Genomic DNA, 15376 nt, shown 5'->3' on the forward strand with positions numbered 1-15376 from the left:
CGGCTTCGATACCGGCAACCGGACGGCGTTTCGCTCACCGAGCTACCGCATCGTCCCGGGAGGTGCGAGACGGGGCGAGGTGCCCCGGCGCTGGCACGAACGGCACACGCGCCCACGCGCCGGCGCATGCTGACACACGCCCGCCCACGGCGCCCACCGCGGATGCAGGCTCCGAGCGCGGCACGCCGCTTGCGATGGCAGATCTTCGCTCGCGTTCACGCAGACGCGACCACTCCACTCCTCCCCCGTCCGGCATCACCATCACCACCCGCGGGAGCGGCGGTCCGCAACACCGCCGCTCCCGCCCCCCACCCGGGGCTCAGCCCAGCGCCAGCAGCAGCACCGCCGCGGCAGCCGCCATGCCGACGCGCGGCCAGAAGCGCGGCTGGATCAAGGCGTGATCCGACGCGACGCTGCGCACCTCCTCGGCACGCAGGCGCCCGTCGACCACCGCCTCGACGATCTCGAGGCAGTCCGCCGCGAGGATCTCCCGGAACGCGTGGCCGATCTCGGCCGACGCCGCCGACGGGTCGCCCTTGTACGACACCTCCGCGCCGCCGTAGCCGAAGCGCGCGTTGAGGAGCCAGCCGAGGCCCCCGGCAATGGCGTCGACCGCGGTGCGCAGCCGTGTGACGTCGGCGCCGCGCCGCTCGCGCCAGGCAGCGACGCGCGTGCCGAGCCCGTGCAGCGGCGCCAGCGCAGGCGGCGCGAGCCGGCCGAGCCGCGTCCAGTCCGGCTCGACCAGCTCCGGGTGCTGCGCCAGCATGAACGACGTCTCCCAGGCGCCGGCGTGCTCGCCGCAGAGGAGCGCCGCGCGCTCGGGCCCGGTGAGCGCACGCCCGAGCAGCTCCTCGGTGCGCGCGAGCCGCCCGCCGGTGATGATGCGGTGGAGCACCAGGATCGACGGCGTGCACATCGCGATGCCGGTCCGCCGCGAGACGGTGCGGCACGCCGCCTCGAGCGCCGCCGCGTGGCGCGGCCCGCCGTGCCCGTTCGTCACCACGACGAAGCGGTAGCCGGCGCGCGCGAGCGAGCGGCCGTGCGCGAGCAGCGTCCGATGGACCACGCCCGCCGGCGCGTTCATGGTCCCGCGCAGCGGCAGCTCGTCGGCCCCGATCGTCAGCGCCGGCAGCTGCACGACCGTCCAGTCGGACCGGCGCGCCGCGAAGCGCCGTCCGGCTTCCTCGGCCATCCAGCGCGCCATGTAGACGTCCATCCCGAGCGGCAGGTGCGGCCCATGCACCTCGAGCGCGGAGACGGGCAGGAAGGCGACGGCGCGGCTCGCATCGAGACGCCGGATCGCCGTGTAGGTCAGCTCCTCGGCACGCACGACGGGCATGACGGGTCGTTAGCCCGCCCGCACCGAGCACGGCAACCCGTGCAGCTCAGGCAGTCGCCGCGATCCGCTGCACGACCGCGGGACGCGGCGACACGACCTCGCCGTGCTCGTACGCCGCCACGACGAGCCGCCCGCGCACCGCCTCGAGCAGCTCGCCCGGGCGCAGGAGGAAGTCGGGGTTCGACGGCTTGCCGAAGCGGGCGTTGCCCACGGCGAACGTCTCGTAGAGGAGGAGCCCGCCCGGCGCGACGGCGTCGACGAGCACCGGCAGCAGCGGTCGCCACAGGTAGCTCGTCACGACGACGGCGTCGAAGCGCGCCCCCGGCAACGGCCACGGCGACCCGTCCTCGAGGTCGGCCGCGATCGCGCGCAGCGCCGGATGCGGCATGAGCCGGGCGACGTCGCGATCGATCGCCGTGACCGCATGCCCGCGCGCGAGGAACAGGCGCGCGTGCCGCCCCGCCCCGGCAGCGACGTCGAGCACGGAGCCGCCGCTGCGCACGCGCGGTGCGAAGCGCACGATCCAGTCGGACGGGGCGGCGACGTCGTGGCGCATGCCGCCGCGATCGTGCCAGCCGCCGCCTCGGTGCGGAAGCGCGCCATCGAGCGCGCCCAGTCGCGTGTCAGCGCTTGCAGCGGACCGACGCGAACCCGTTGCGCCACGCACAGTCCGTCCGGCCGATGTGCACCTCCGCACAGCCGCCCGTCGCCGCCTGCGGCGGATCGAACACGAGGGTCAGGTGCAGGGGGAACGCGGCGGGCTGATAGACGTAGGCCCCGCGCCGGCCGCGCAGCTTCAGCTTCACGAGCGGCGTGTCGCGCACCCGGCGGAGCGCCACCAGCGATGGCGTCGTCACGAGCGGCAGCGTGCGGCCGCGGTTGCGAAACACGAACGCCCGGCCACGCGCTCCGAGCCGCCATCCGACGCCGCGCCGGGCATCGAACGCGCCCGGCGCGAGGTAGGCGTCCATCAGGACTGCGGACGGCGACTCGACGAGCAGCCGTACGCCGCGCTCCAGCGGTGCCAGGAACGCCGCATACGGCTCCGGCAGTACGAACTGCGCCGTCAGCCGCATGCGATCGTCGCCGATCGGCGGCTCGATGCGCGCCGCCGCGAGACGCACCCGCTCGCCCAGGGCGGGCGCCAGGTTCGTGCACGGATCGCAAGCGTCGCCAAGCCCATCGCCGTCGGCGTCGCGCTGCTCCGGGTCCGGCACCGCAGGACAGATGTCGACGGCATCACAGACGCCGTCGCCGTCGCCGTCGGGCGAGCGCAGGTCGGGCCCGCACTCCGGATCGCTGCCGTCGCACAGCTCCACGAGGTCGCACTCATCGACGCTGGGGCGACACGGCGTGCCGGCGGCGAGGAGCGCGTCCGGCGGACACGCCGCAGCCGTACCGGTGCAGGCCTCGGCCGCGTCGCAGGCACCCACCGCGGCGCGACACTCGACGCCCGCCGCGGCGAACGCATCGGCGGGACACTCCGCGGAGTCGCCGGTACAGCTTTCGGCGACGTCGCATGCGCCGGCGGCCGCGCGACACGTCGTCCCCGTGGTCGCAAAGGCGTCGGCCGGGCACGCGGCCGACACGCCGTCGCACACCTCCGTCACGTCGCAGGCGCCTGCGGCCGCCCGACACGTCGTTCCCGCCGTGGCGACCGTGTCGCTCGGGCACGCCGTCGTAATGCCGTCGCACGTCTCCGCGACGTCGCAGGCCCCCGCCGCCGCCCGACACGGCGTCCCCGCGCTCGCCACCTCGTCCACCGGGCACGTGGCCGATCCTCCATCGCACGTCTCCGCCACGTCGCAGGCCCCCGCCGCCGCCCGGCAGGTCGTCCCTGCCGGGACGACGTCGTCGGCCGGGCACGCGGTCGACGCGCCGTCACACACCTCCGCGACGTCACAAGCGCCCACCGCCGCCCGGCACATCGTCCCCGCCGGGACGACACCATCAACCGGACACGCCGACGTCGCGCCGTCGCACACCTCTGCCACGTCGCACGCCCCCGCCGCCGCCCGGCACGTCGTCCCCGCCGAGACGACATCGTCGCTCGGGCACGCCGTCGTCACGCCGTCGCACACCTCCGCCACGTCGCAGGAACCCGCCGCAGCTCGACACGTCGTCCCCGCCGCAACGACGTCGTCGCTCGGACACGCGATCGACGCGCCGTCGCACCCCTCCGCGACGTCGCAAGTGCCCGCCGCCGCCCGGCACGTCGTCCCCGCCGCAACGACCGTGTCGCTCGGGCACGTGACCGATGCTCCATCGCACGTCTCCGCCACGTCGCAGACCCCCGCCGACGCCCGACAGGTCGTCCCCGCCATGACAACGTCGTCGCTCGGACACGCCGTCGCGACGCCGTCGCACACCTCCGCCACATCGCAGGCCCCCGCCGCAGCCCGACAGGTCGTCCCTGCCGGGACGACGACGTCGGCCGGGCACGCGGTCGACGCGCCGTCACACACCTCCGCGACGTCGCACGCGCCCGCCGCCGCCCGGCACGTCGTCCCCGCTGCAACGACCGTGTCGCTCGGGCACGCCGTCGTCACGCCGTCGCACTCCTCCGCCACGTCGCAGAGGCCCGCTGCGGTCCGACACGTCGTCCCCGCGCTCACCACCTCGTCCACCGGGCACGTGGCCGATGCTCCATCGCACGTCTCCGCAACGTCGCAGCCCCCCGCCGACGCCCGACACGTCGTCCCCGCTGCGACGACGTCGTCGCTCGGACACGCCGTCGTCACGCCGTCGCACTCCTCCGCCACGTCGCACGCACCCGCCGCCGCCCGGCACGTCGTCCCCGCTGCAACGACCGTGTCGCTCGGGCACGCCGTCGCGACGCCGTCGCACGTCTCCGCCACGTCGCAGGCGCCCGCCGCGGCTCGGCACGTCGTCCCCGCCGCGACGACATCGTCGCTCGGACACGCCGTCGTCACGCCGTCGCACTCCTCCGCCACGTCGCAGGCCCCCGCCGACGCCCGACACGTCGTCCCCCCCGTGACGACGTCGTCGGCCGGGCACGCGGTCGACGCGCCGTCGCACACCTCCACCACGTCGCAAGCACCTGCCGCCGCCCGGCACGTCGTCCCCGCCGCAACGACCGTGTCGCTCGGGCACGCCGTCGCGACGCCGTCGCACTCCTCCGCCACGTCGCAGACCCCCGCCGCGGTCCGACACGTCGTCCCCGCGCTCGCCACCTCGTCCACCGGGCACGTGGCCGATGCTCCATCGCACGTCTCCGCCACGTCGCACGCCCCTGCCGCCGCCCGGCACGTCGTCCCCGCCGCAACAACCGTGTCGCTCGGGCACGCCGTCGCGACGCCGTCGCACGTCTCCGCCACGTCGCAGGCGCCCGCCGCGGCTCGGCACGTCGTCCCCGCCGCAACAACCGTGTCGATCGGGCACGCCGTCGTGACGCCGTCGCACTCCTCCGCCACGTCGCAGAGGCCCGCTGCGGTCCGACACGTCGTCCCCGCGCTTGCCACCTCGTCCACCGGGCACGTGGCCGATGCTCCATCGCACGTCTCCGCCACGTCGCAGACTCCCGCCGCCGCTCGACACGTCGTCCCCGCGGCGACGACGGCGTCGGCCGGGCACGCGGTCGATGCGCCGTCGCACACCTCCGCCACGTCGCAGGCGCCCGCCGCCGCCCGGCACGTCGTCCCCGCCGCAACGACATCGTCGCTCGGGCACGCCGTCGCGACGCCGTCGCACTCCTCCGCCACGTCGCACGCCCCTGCCGCGGCGCGACACGTCATGCCCGCCGTAACGACATCGTCGCTCGGACACGCCGTCGAAGTACCGTCGCACACCTCTGCCACGTCGCACGCCCCCGCCGCGGCTCGGCACGTCGTCCCTGCCGCGACGACGGCGTCGCTCGGGCACGCCGTCGCGACGCCGTCACACACCTCCGCCACGTCGCAGCTCCCCGCCGTTGCCCGACAGGTCGTTCCCGCGCTCGCGACGGCGTCGGCCGGGCACGTGCCGCTCGAGCCGGTGCAGGTCTCTGCGACGTCGCAGGCGCCGGCGGCGGTGCGGCAGGTCGTGGCGGCGGACTCGTAGTGACAGGTGGAGGAGCAGCAGTCGCCGTTCGTCGTGTTGCCGTCGTCGCACTGCTCGCCCTGGCCGGCGTCGACGACGCCGTTGCCGCACAGCGAGGTGAGACTGACGGTCACGAAGTGGCCGTCGTTCGCCTGGGTGCGGCCGCCGACGCCGGGGTAGTCGCCGGCGCTGTCGCTCGTGTAGTCGGTGGGGAGACCGAGGCGCACGGCGCACTCGTCGCCGAGGAGGACGTTGAGCAGGCCGGTCGACGTGCACGAGGCGCTCCAGGTGAACTGGAGCGTGTGCGCCTGGGCGACGCCGTTGCTGACGCCGTCGATGCGTGCGCTCGCGGATTGCGCGAACGGGGTGTTGCCGCCGTTGCTGCCGCTGAGCGTGCCGGGTGCCGCCAGCGACAGGCTGCCCGACGTGAGGCTGCCGCCGCTCGGCGACCCGGTGACGGCGCCGACGCTGGCCGCGGCCGACGAGCCGGTGTTCACGAGCGTCATCGCACCGTTCAGGGCGGTGTCGACCGTCAGGTAGTAGGCGCCGGGTGCCGTCACCTCGAACGTGATCGCGTAGTCGGAGGCTTGGGTGACCGTCGTGGCGCCGACGCTCAGGAGGTCGACGTGGGCCCCGACGATCTCGGCGTAGCGGACGGTGAACGTCGTCGCGCTCGACGACGAGACGCCGACCGTCGTCTTCCGCTGCTCCTCCGCGACGAGGACGCCGGTCTGGAGGCTGTCGGCGCTGTTCCCGGGGTTCTTCGTCGCGGCGAGACCGGCGATCGTCTGTGCGATCGCGGGCGGCGGTGCATGCACCGAGACGAGCACCAGGGCGACGAGCAGGCGACGACGAATCATCACGCGTGAGCCGATCGAAGGTGTTATTCACGAGTATCGTCAGCATGCCCTCCCGCCTTCAGGACGCGACAATGAATACCCCAGTGACCCGCGTCAGAATGCTGACGCGATGGCCCGTCAGGGCAGCGCTTCCCAGGTCCCGTCCGGCCGGCGCACGGCGACGAGGCGGGCCGGGAAAACGACGCTGAGCGCCATGCCCGCGCACATCTGCATCTCCTCGCCGCCCGCGATGCGCTCGAACGCGGCCCGCTCCGTCTCGAAGAGCAGTCCGTCGCGGCGGCGGACCACCACCTCGGGGCCGCCCGTCGTCGAGAACTCGAGCTGGGCCTCGGGCGCCGCCCTGAGCCGGACGCCCGCCGCGTACGCAGCGTCGAGACAGCGCGCCTCCTTCACCTCGTCGACGTCGAGGCGCTCGTTGCTCGCGATGAGCGCGTACATCTTCGCGAAGTCGGGCTTGAACCACGCCGGGCGCTCGGCGACGAGCGCGGCCAGCTTCCGCTCGTCGTCGGACGTGATCGAGACCACGGGCGGATACGCATGCCACGCCTGCGGCTTCGCGAAGTCCGCGACGAACTCCCGCTCCATGACGACGCGGCCCGTCGCCTCCTTCTCGTCCCTGCCGGCGTCGGCCTGGTTGGTCGCACGCTTGCCGCCGGGCGCCTTCTCCTCGCGCACCTCGTCGGTGACCGCGGCCCAGCGCAATCGCGCCTTGTACGGCACCGTCTCGCTCGTCGGGGCGAACTCGATCCGCAACGTGTTCTTGCCCTTGCGCAGGATCGAGCCGAGCGACTCGACCGGGATCCACACCGCCGGCGCGATCTCGCGCGTCTCGAACAGGACCGGCAGATCGCCCTGCTCGATCGCCTGCTGCGCCACGAAGACGCCGTTCATGGAGACGGTCGTCATGCCGGCCACGCTGCGAACCTTGTCCGCCTTCGCGTCCCCCGTGTACGGCGTGAAGTTGAACTCGACGTTCACGACCTTCGCCCCGGCGACGGCCGGAAGGCCGAGCGAACAGAGGATCAGCAGCGCCAGCAGCGTCTCGCGCATCGTCGACTCTCCTCGTGGTCGGCGCCGCGGCGCCGCCCGGCATGTGCGTCTTGCGCCCGGGAGCTGTCAAACCGTTGGCTCGCGACCCCACCCGGCTCGCGCCGGCAGGCGCCGAGCGGGGACCGTGGACCCGGTCGCGCGCCGGCAGTTACTTGCCGGGTGTTCAACAAGTGGGCTAAGCCCGGTGGCATGGCCGCCGTCCCCTCGCCCGTCCGCAAGCGCCCGCGGCGCACGCAGGCGGAGCGCAGCGCGCTCTCGGAAGACCGCCTCATGGAGGCGGCGCTCAAGCTGATCGTCGAGCGCGGCTACGATCGCACCTCGCTCCAGGCCATCGGCGACGAGGCCGGCTACAGCCGCGGGCTCGTGAGCCACCGCTTCGGCTCGAAGGAAGGCCTCCTCTGGGCGATGTGCGAGCGCACGTTCGCCGCCTGGCGCACCGAGAGCCTGGCGCCGCGCCTCGGTGACCGGGTCGGCGTCGAGGCGCTGCACGCGACGCTCGCGGCGATGCGCACCGCCATGCAGCAGGCGCCGGGCACCATGCGCGCGTTCTACGCCCTGCTCTTCGAGTCGCTCGGGCCGCTCGACGTACTGCGCCCGAAGGTCGCCGCGTTCCACCGCCGCGAGCGCAAGCAGATCGCCGGCCGGATCGCGGCGGGCGTCGCCGCCGGCAGCGTGCGCGCCGACGTCGACCCGGAGCGCGCGGCCGCGCTCTTCCTCGCCATGGTGCGCGGGGCCGCCTACCAGTGGCTCCTCGACCCGCGCGGCGTCGACGTCGCCAGTCTGTACGACGCCGTCGCCGAGGCCGTCGAACGCACGCTGCGACCGTGAGGACGTCATGACCGACCACCCGATCATCTCCGCCGACTCGCACGTCACCGAGCCGCCGGGGACCTACCGCGACCGCATCGACCCCGCCTTCCGGGACCGCGCTCCGCGCCTCCACCACATCGAGGGCGCCGGCGACGTGTTCCTCATCGACGGCATGAAGACGCCGGTGCCGATGGGCATCGTCGCCGCCGCCGGCAAGCCCGCGGAGGAGATCCGCATCATGGGCACGCGCTTCGAGGACCTCCACCGCGGCGGCTGGGATCCGGCGGCGCGGCTCGGCGACCAGGACCGCGACGGCGTGGCCGCCGAGGTGATCTACCCGACCGTCGGCATGGTCCTCTGCAACCATCCCGACGCCGACTACAAGAAGGCCTGCTTCGACGCCTACAACCTGTGGCTGGCGGAGTACTGCGCGCACGCCCCGGCGCGGCTCCTCGGCGTCGGTCAGACGGCGGTGCGCACGCCCGCCGAGGGCATCCGCGACCTGGAGCGCATCGCGGCGCTCGGGCTGCGCGGCGTGATGATGCCCGGCAACCCCGTCGTCGACGACTACGACTCGCCCGCCTACGACGAGCTCTGGGAGGCGGCGATCGCGATCGGGCTGCCGCTCTCGTTCCACATCCTGACGACGCGCGAGACGAGCCCGATCCGCGGCCCGAAGATGAACGCGTTTCTGGCCGTGATCCGCGGCTGCCAGGACATCATGGGCACGCTCGTCCTGGGCGGCGTCTTCGAGCGGCATCCGAAGCTCCGCGTCGCCTGCGTCGAGGCCGACGCGGGCTGGGTTCCGCACTACATGTACCGGATGGACCACGCCTGGAAGCGGCACCGGAACTGGCTGCCCGCGGGGCAGACGCTCTCGAAGCTGCCCTCGGAGTACTTCGCCGCCGGCGTCTACACCACGTTCCAGGACGACTGGGTCGCGTTCCGCAGCGTCGACATGCTCGACTGGCGCCGGCTCATGTGGGCCAACGACTTTCCGCACAGCGACTCGACGTGGCCCTGGTCGCAGCAGATGCTCGCGGAGCACGCGGCGCCGCTGACGCCCGCGCAGCGGCGGGCGATCCTCTGCGACAACGTCGCGGAGCTGTACCGCATCGACGTGACGGCGCTCGGACCGGCGTCCTGAGCATGCCGTCGCGCGAAGGAGCCGGCGACACGGACCGGCCGTACCGCGGGGGGAGCGCCACGACCGGCCCGTGTCGACGGGACCGCCGTCGGAACGACGGCGACGTGCCGATTGCAGGCGGCGTGCCACGTGATCGGCCGCGATGCGCGGTCGCAGCGCGTCACCGATGCACACGCGGGAGGCGCCTTGCTGCCGTCGCGCCGATCAGCGGGGCGCCGATCGGTCGGCGCCGGCCTCGCGATGCGCGATCAGGTCGAGCAGCCCGTCGGCTTCCCACGCGCGATGCGTGCCCGCTCGGGGAGCATCCCGCCTTCGTCGCCCGTGATGCGCGCCGGCGCTAAAGGATACGGTCGCACACCGCCATGCCCACTCCCGCCCCGCGGCGCCTGCCGCCCGCTCACGACGCGTTCGCGATCGCCGTCGCGCTCGGGCTCGGCTGGGCCTTCGCCCTGTGGGCGTGGGACCGGATCGTGCTGCCGTTCGCGAATCCGCTCGGCATCGTCGGGCCGCTGACGCTGCGCGAGTTCAATCCGCTCAGCAACCTCGCGCGCTATCTCGTCTTCGTCCTCACGCCGGCGCTCCTCTACGCGACCCTCGCGGCGTTCGCCGGGCGGCGCGCCGCCCCGGCGGCGGCGGACGACGCGCCGGCGCGGCGCGCGGGCTCGGTCGCGCTCGCCGCCGCCGGATTCGCCCTCGTCGCCGCGGTGGCGAGCGGACTCGCCGTGCTGTCCCGTCCCTTCGCGGTGCAGCCCCTCGACTTCTTCCACACCGGCGAATGGCTGACCCCAGGCTGGAATTTCGCCGAGGGACGCGGCCTGTGGACGGGCTCGCTCTTCATCCACGGCGCGTTCTTCGACGCCGTCGGCACCACGCTCGCCTGGGACCTCTTCGGCGCGCGCACGATCGGCGCCGTGCAGGCGTTCAACGAGGGCTTGTCGCTCCTGATCGCCCCGAGCCTGGGCGTCGTCTTCGTGGCCCTCGCGCTGTGCGCGAGCCCGGGCCGGGGCAGCCCCGCCGCCTGGATATCCGCGGTGGTCCTCGTGCTGGTGGTGGCCGACGTCACCACCGTAAACACGCTCCAGACGCTCAACCGTCGCGACGTGCCGCTGCTCGTCGGCGTGGCGGCGTTCCTCTTCGGCATCCGTCTGCGCCGGCCGTCGGGCGTCTTCGTCGCCGGCACGTGCTCGGCGCTGGCGTTCTTCTATGCCATCGACCGCGGCGCCTACTTCACCGTCGCGACCGGGGCGACGGCGGTGCTCCTCTGGCTGCGCGAGCCGCGCGCCCTCGCACGCACGATGCTGTGGGGCCTTGCGGGCCTGGTGCTCGGCTGGACCGTGTTCGCCGTCGCCGTCGGCCCGGCCGAGTTCCGCAGCTTCGTGGAGACGACCCGCTTCTTCATGGCGACGAAGGATCTCCTCGACAGCTACGTCTACCCGAAGCCCGTGCTGCTGCCGCCGAGCCTGCACGCGACGGCGCCCATGTGCATCGCCGTCCAGCTGCTGCTCGCGGCGCGCCTGCTGTGGCGCGGCGGCCCGCGCGAGACGGTGGCCGCACAGGTCCTCGTGGCGCTACTGGCGTTCGTCTACTTCCGCTCCGGCCTCGGCCGCTCCGACCCAGGCCACGTGCGCTACGCGAGCTTCTTCGCCGTCGTCGGCCTCGCCTACGCGCTCTGCAACCTCGCCGGCGAGGCGGTCGCGCGGCGGCCGGTGCTCGCGCGCAGCCTCGCGGGTGCCTTCGCGGCCGCGGCGCTCGCCGCCGGTCTGATGCTCTGGGTGCCCCGGGTCGACCTCGGCCGCGTCGTGACCGCCCCGGCACGGCTGCGGCAGCTCGCCGCCGCCCCGGACGACGCCTGGCTCACGCCGCTCGAGCGCCGCGTGCGCGATCGCCTCCGCGCCCTCACCGCCGACGACCCCTGCTTCTTCACGTTCACCAGCGAGGGCGCCTGGCCGTACCTCGTGAAGAAGCCGACCTGCGGGCGCTACTTCATCGTCTGGTTCGTGTCGGCGGCGCCGTTCCAGGCCGCCCTCCAGCACGATCTCGAGACCTGGCGCCCGTCGCACGTCCTGCTGCGCTCGCCCGGCTGGCCCAACGCCATCGACGGCATCCCCAACGCCGCGCGGGTCCCGGCTCTGTACGCCGCGGTGACGAGCACGTATCACCCCGTCGAGGACATCGAGGGCTTCGTGATCGGCCGCCGCGCCGACGCGCCGCAGCCCGACGGAGGATGACGCGGATGGATCGCGACGTGGTGGTGATCGGCGCGGGGCCGGCGGGCCTCACGGCGGCGTATCTCCTCGCCAAGGCGAGCCGGCGCGTGACCGTGCTCGAGGCCGACCCCGTCCACGTCGGCGGCATCGCCCGCACCGTCGAGCACCAGGGCTTTCGCTTCGACGTCGGCCCGCACCGCTTCTTCTCGAAGGCGGCCGAGGTCGAGGCGCTGTGGGACGAGCTGCTGCCGGGCGAGATGCTCTCGATCGACCGCCGCACCCGCATCCACTACCGCGGCCGCTACTTCAGCTACCCGCTCGACGCCACCGAGGCCCTGCGCCGCATGGGCGTGCGCGAGTCGGCGCTGGCCGGGCTGTCGTTCCTGCGCGCACAGGCCTTCCCGGTGCGCGATCCGCGCTCGTTCGAGGACTGGGTGTCGAACGCCTTCGGGCGCCGCCTCTTCGAGACCTTCTTCCGCACCTACACCGAGAAGGTCTGGGGCATGCGCTGCACGGAGATCTCGGCCGACTGGGCCGCGCAGCGGATCAAGGGGCTGTCGCTCGGCACCGCCATCCGCAACGCCGTCGTACCCAAGCGCGGGCCGCAGGCGGTGAAGTCGCTCATCGAGACGTTCCGCTATCCCCGGCGCGGCACCGGCACGATGTGGGAGGCCGCCGCGGAGCGCACGCGCCGGCTCGGCGGCGAGGTCCGGCTCGGCTGCCGCGTCACCGAGCTCACCCGCCTCGCCGACGGTTGGCGCGTCGGCTGGACCGGGCCCGACGGAGCCCGCGCGGCCCTCACCGCGCCGGACGTGATCTCGTCGGCCGCGATGCGCGACCTGGCGCCGATGCTGGAATCGCAGCTGCACGGTCGCCACCACGCCGAGGCGCTGCGCTACCGCGACTTCTGCACCGTCATCCTCTTCGTGCGCGACCGCGGGCTGTTCGACGATCACTGGCTCTACATCCATGACCCCGAGGTGCACGCGGCCCGTATCCAGAACTTCCGCTCCTGGTCCGAGGCGCTGATCCCACTCCCCGGCCACACCGCCCTCGGCATCGAGTACTTCTGCTTCGAGCACGACGACCTCTGGGCCCGCAGCGACGCGCAGCTCGTCGCCCTCGCCACCTCGGAGGTCGAGACGCTGAAGCTGGTCGCGCCCGGCGACGTGGTCGGCGGCTGCGTCGAGCGGCAGCCGCGCGCCTACCCCGTGTACGACGCCGACTACGCGACGCACGTCGCCGCGCTACGCGACGAGCTGGCCGCACGCCTGCCGGGGCTGCACCTCGTCGGCCGCAACGGCATGCACCGCTACAACAACCAGGACCACGCCATGATGACGGCGATGCTCACGGTCGAGAACGTCCTCACCGGGGAGCCGCGCTGGGATCCGTGGCGGGTCAACCAGGACGCCGAGTACATCGAAGAGGACGCGGGCTGCGGCGCGAGCGGGCTGCGCCAGGTCCCGCAGCGCCTGCGCGCCTGAGGCGCGCGTACTCGGGCTCGCGCCGCTGCCCCGACGATCCGCGCGGCGGCGCGGGGCGGCCGACCGGCCGCCCCGCGCCCATGGTTCAGTTCGCCGGGGCGCCCGGGCAACCCGCCGGGGCCGGGTTGTTGGCGGCCTTGAAGCTCGATCCCGCCTTGAACGCGACCTTGCCGCCCGTGCCGAGGCAGAGCGACGGTGCGCCGCCCGACGAGAAGACGACGGCGAGGTCCGTCGGCTGGCTCGCGAGCGAGTGCGCGAGCCCCGCGCCCTTGCCGCTGATCTTCAGCTGACCGTTCACGAGCGTGGCGCTCTTGATCGGGCCGACGAGCAGCTTCGAGTCGGCGTACTTGTAGCCGCTGACGACGCCCTTCTTCGCGATCGCCACCCAGTTCGACGCCGGCAGCAGGTAGCTCCCGTCGAAGCCGTTGCTGACCACGCGGAGCGTGGCGCCGTCGGCCACCGGATCGAAGCTGGTGGCGACGACCGCGGCCTGCTTGCTCACCGCCACGGTGAGGCCGCGCTTCGCGGGCTTGCCGGCCGCGTCCTTCAGCAGCACCGTCTTCGACGCCACCGGCACGCCGGCCGGCGTCGACTCCTCGAAGGGCAGCACGATGGTCACCGGATCGAGCGCATCTCCGGCGCTGAGGAAGCCGCCGAGCGCCGTGGCCGCCTCGGCCGTCACGGCGCCGGCGCCGGTCGTCCAGGTGACCGTGGCCGGCGTCACCGCCGGCGGGCCGGTGAGCGGGAACGTCCCGATGACCGTGGTCACGTCGGTGTTGGTGCCACCGGGCAGCGTCACGTCGACGACGATGCGGCCCGACACGGTCACCTCGCCACCGGCGATCGTGAAGGACGGATCGATCAGGCTGAAGACGAAGAAGTGCGTGGGATGGCTGAAGACCACCGTACCCTGTCCGGTGACGCTCGCGGTCCCCGCCGACAGGCTGTAGCCGTAGGCCGCCGCCGTCCACCCGAAGACGCCGCTGGACGCGCCGATCTTCGGATCGCAGCCGCCCCGGGTGACGTTCGGATTCGGCGTACAGGTGGCGCCGGCGCCGGCCGTGATCGGCGGCGCGCCGGTACCGCTGTAGATGTAGGCGCGGAAGGCGCTGCGGAAGCCCCAGTCGATCTCGTCGGCCGACCAGGCGGGCGAGACGGCGGCCGCCGTGACGGCGAGCGCGAGGAGAGCAGGACGGAAACGCATCGTTCGACCCCTTTCGTGGCGGCGTCAGCCACTCGACCGGTGGTCGCAGACGCGCGTGTGATCGCGCCGCGGCAACGACGCGCTGCCCACCGCTACTATGCCGGGGCGCGCGGCTCCATCGCTTTCGCGAGCCAGCGACGAGTTTCCGCGCACCGCCGAAAAACGTCCAAGCCGGATCCGCGTGCTCGAAATCGCTCAGGCTGCCGGCGCCGGCGGCAGGTCCGGCACGAGGCTCGCGTAGGGCTGCACGGCGTGCCGCGTGCGCAGGGCGTCGAGCGGCTCGTCCCAGACCTCGTGCCAGTCGACCAGCATCAGCGGCCGGGTCTGCCGGCCGTGGCGCCAGCCCTCGAGCATCACCTGGAGCACGACCGGCGCCACGGCGGGCGTGCGCACCACGGTGAGCGTGAACGCGGCGGCGAGGAAGTCGCGCGAGTAGTTGTGCCCGAACTGGGCGAGCTGGAAGCCCGAGATCGCGACCTCGTGCAGGGCGCTCGTGCTGTAGCCGCCGACCAGATGCAGTATCTCGTGCGTCTGCAGGATGCGCCGGCTGCTCGGGTCGATGGCGGGATGGAAGCCGACCACCGAGTCGGGATCGAGCACCTCGAGATCGAAGCCGTTGTCGACGATGAGCCGGTGGAACGCGTGGCCGAGCGTGCCCGGTGCACACCCCTCGACGTCGCCGAGGCGCGTGCGCGGCATGGGCGTCTTGCGGCTGAGCTCGGGCCACCCGGGATGCCCTTCCATGGCACGGGCGAGCGCGTCGCGGTGGGCCGGGGGATAGAGGGCCCCGAACGCCGCGATGCGAGGGGTGATGGTGGCCGGGTCGATGCCGTCCTCGGTGAGCTGCCACAGCGCAGCACCGAGCCCGTCCGGCAGGGTGGCCGGGGTCGCGAGGCGGGCGAGGGTCGCGGCGCCGGCGGGCGGTCCATCGAAGCGCAGCGGCGTGCCGTCGAGCCAGCGCGCGGCCATGTCGTCGTAGACGGCGATGGTCTCGTGCGGATCGATCCAGGCGACGCGCGCGAGCAGGACCGACGCCGCGAGCTGCTCGTCGAACACCGCCGGATCGACGGTGTCGCCGAGCTGCGGGTCGGCGGCGCACGACGCCGCGCGCAGCGGCGCGACGTCGGACGACGGGCGCGCGACGGCGTCCTCCCAGGCGGCGCGAAAGGCAGCGGGCACGATCGACATGCGAACGAACCTCGGCCAGATGGCGTCCCGCCGTCAACCGCGACGC

General features: G+C 73.7%; 10 protein-coding genes. 4 read left to right on the forward strand and 6 right to left on the reverse strand.

Annotated elements, in window-relative coordinates; translation table 11 throughout:
* Positions 1 to 319 precede the first annotated feature (319 nt).
* The 4 genes from KIT14_01125 to KIT14_01140 all read right to left on the reverse strand — a co-directional run bounded on the left by KIT14_01125 (position 320) and on the right by KIT14_01140 (position 7287).
* Entirely contained in the window at positions 320 to 1339 is a 1020-nt protein-coding gene (locus KIT14_01125; GenBank protein MCW5889131.1) for a creatininase family protein, read from the reverse strand.
* 46 nt (positions 1340 to 1385) lie between these two features.
* Entirely contained in the window at positions 1386 to 1895 is a 510-nt protein-coding gene (locus KIT14_01130; GenBank protein ID MCW5889132.1) for a methyltransferase domain-containing protein, read from the reverse strand.
* 67 nt (positions 1896 to 1962) lie between these two features.
* On the reverse strand, positions 1963 to 6240 hold the full coding sequence (locus tag KIT14_01135; GenBank protein ID MCW5889133.1) for a hypothetical protein: 4278 nt from the start codon (positions 6238 to 6240) through the stop codon (positions 1963 to 1965).
* Positions 6241 to 6354: 114 nt separating this feature from the next.
* The gene (locus KIT14_01140) at positions 6355 to 7287 is read right to left on the reverse strand and encodes a hypothetical protein (protein ID MCW5889134.1); all 933 of its coding nucleotides are present in this window, start codon (positions 7285 to 7287) and stop codon (positions 6355 to 6357) included.
* A gap of 189 nt (positions 7288 to 7476) precedes the next feature.
* On the opposite strand from KIT14_01140, the gene KIT14_01145 reads away from it, so the two are divergent.
* The 4 genes from KIT14_01145 to KIT14_01160 all read left to right on the forward strand — a co-directional run bounded on the left by KIT14_01145 (position 7477) and on the right by KIT14_01160 (position 12938).
* Positions 7477 to 8115 carry a TetR/AcrR family transcriptional regulator gene (locus KIT14_01145; protein MCW5889135.1) on the forward strand — a complete coding sequence of 213 codons (639 nt, stop codon included), beginning with the start codon at positions 7477 to 7479 and terminating at the stop codon, positions 8113 to 8115.
* 7 nt (positions 8116 to 8122) lie between these two features.
* Positions 8123 to 9244, forward strand: coding sequence for an amidohydrolase (locus tag KIT14_01150; protein ID MCW5889136.1), 1122 nt, complete (start codon positions 8123 to 8125; stop codon positions 9242 to 9244).
* A 362-nt stretch (positions 9245 to 9606) separates the two neighbouring features.
* Entirely contained in the window at positions 9607 to 11472 is a 1866-nt protein-coding gene (locus KIT14_01155; GenBank protein MCW5889137.1) for a hypothetical protein, read from the forward strand.
* 5 nt (positions 11473 to 11477) lie between these two features.
* Positions 11478 to 12938, forward strand: coding sequence for an NAD(P)/FAD-dependent oxidoreductase (locus KIT14_01160; protein ID MCW5889138.1), 1461 nt, complete (start codon positions 11478 to 11480; stop codon positions 12936 to 12938).
* An 85-nt stretch (positions 12939 to 13023) separates the two neighbouring features.
* On the opposite strand, the gene KIT14_01165 is transcribed toward KIT14_01160, so the two are convergent.
* Complete coding sequence (locus KIT14_01165; protein MCW5889139.1) at positions 13024 to 14142, reverse strand: HtaA domain-containing protein; 1119 nt, start codon at positions 14140 to 14142, stop codon at positions 13024 to 13026.
* 195 nt (positions 14143 to 14337) lie between these two features.
* Positions 14338 to 15330, reverse strand: coding sequence for a hypothetical protein (locus tag KIT14_01170; protein ID MCW5889140.1), 993 nt, complete (start codon positions 15328 to 15330; stop codon positions 14338 to 14340).
* Between the last annotated feature and the right edge of the window lie 46 nt (positions 15331 to 15376).

Source organism: bacterium, from assembly GCA_026129405.1.
Lineage (GTDB): Bacteria > Desulfobacterota > Binatia > DP-6 > DP-6 > JAHCID01.

Bases quoted from the DNA above. Each gene is read 5' to 3' on its own strand.
- KIT14_01140 (MCW5889134.1), bottom strand. From the start codon at position 7,287: ATGCGCGAGACGCTGCTGGCGCTGCTGATCCTCTGTTCGCTCGGCCTT.
- KIT14_01170 (MCW5889140.1), bottom strand. From the start codon at position 15,330: ATGTCGATCGTGCCCGCTGCCTTTCGCGCCGCCTGGGAGGACGCCGTC.
- KIT14_01145 (MCW5889135.1), top strand. From the start codon at position 7,477: ATGGCCGCCGTCCCCTCGCCCGTCCGCAAGCGCCCGCGGCGCACGCAG.
- KIT14_01150 (MCW5889136.1), top strand. From the start codon at position 8,123: ATGACCGACCACCCGATCATCTCCGCCGACTCGCACGTCACCGAGCCG.
- KIT14_01165 (MCW5889139.1), bottom strand. From the start codon at position 14,142: ATGCGTTTCCGTCCTGCTCTCCTCGCGCTCGCCGTCACGGCGGCCGCC.
- KIT14_01155 (MCW5889137.1), top strand. From the start codon at position 9,607: ATGCCCACTCCCGCCCCGCGGCGCCTGCCGCCCGCTCACGACGCGTTC.
- KIT14_01130 (MCW5889132.1), bottom strand. From the start codon at position 1,895: ATGCGCCACGACGTCGCCGCCCCGTCCGACTGGATCGTGCGCTTCGCA.
- KIT14_01160 (MCW5889138.1), top strand. From the start codon at position 11,478: ATGGATCGCGACGTGGTGGTGATCGGCGCGGGGCCGGCGGGCCTCACG.
- KIT14_01125 (MCW5889131.1), bottom strand. From the start codon at position 1,339: ATGCCCGTCGTGCGTGCCGAGGAGCTGACCTACACGGCGATCCGGCGT.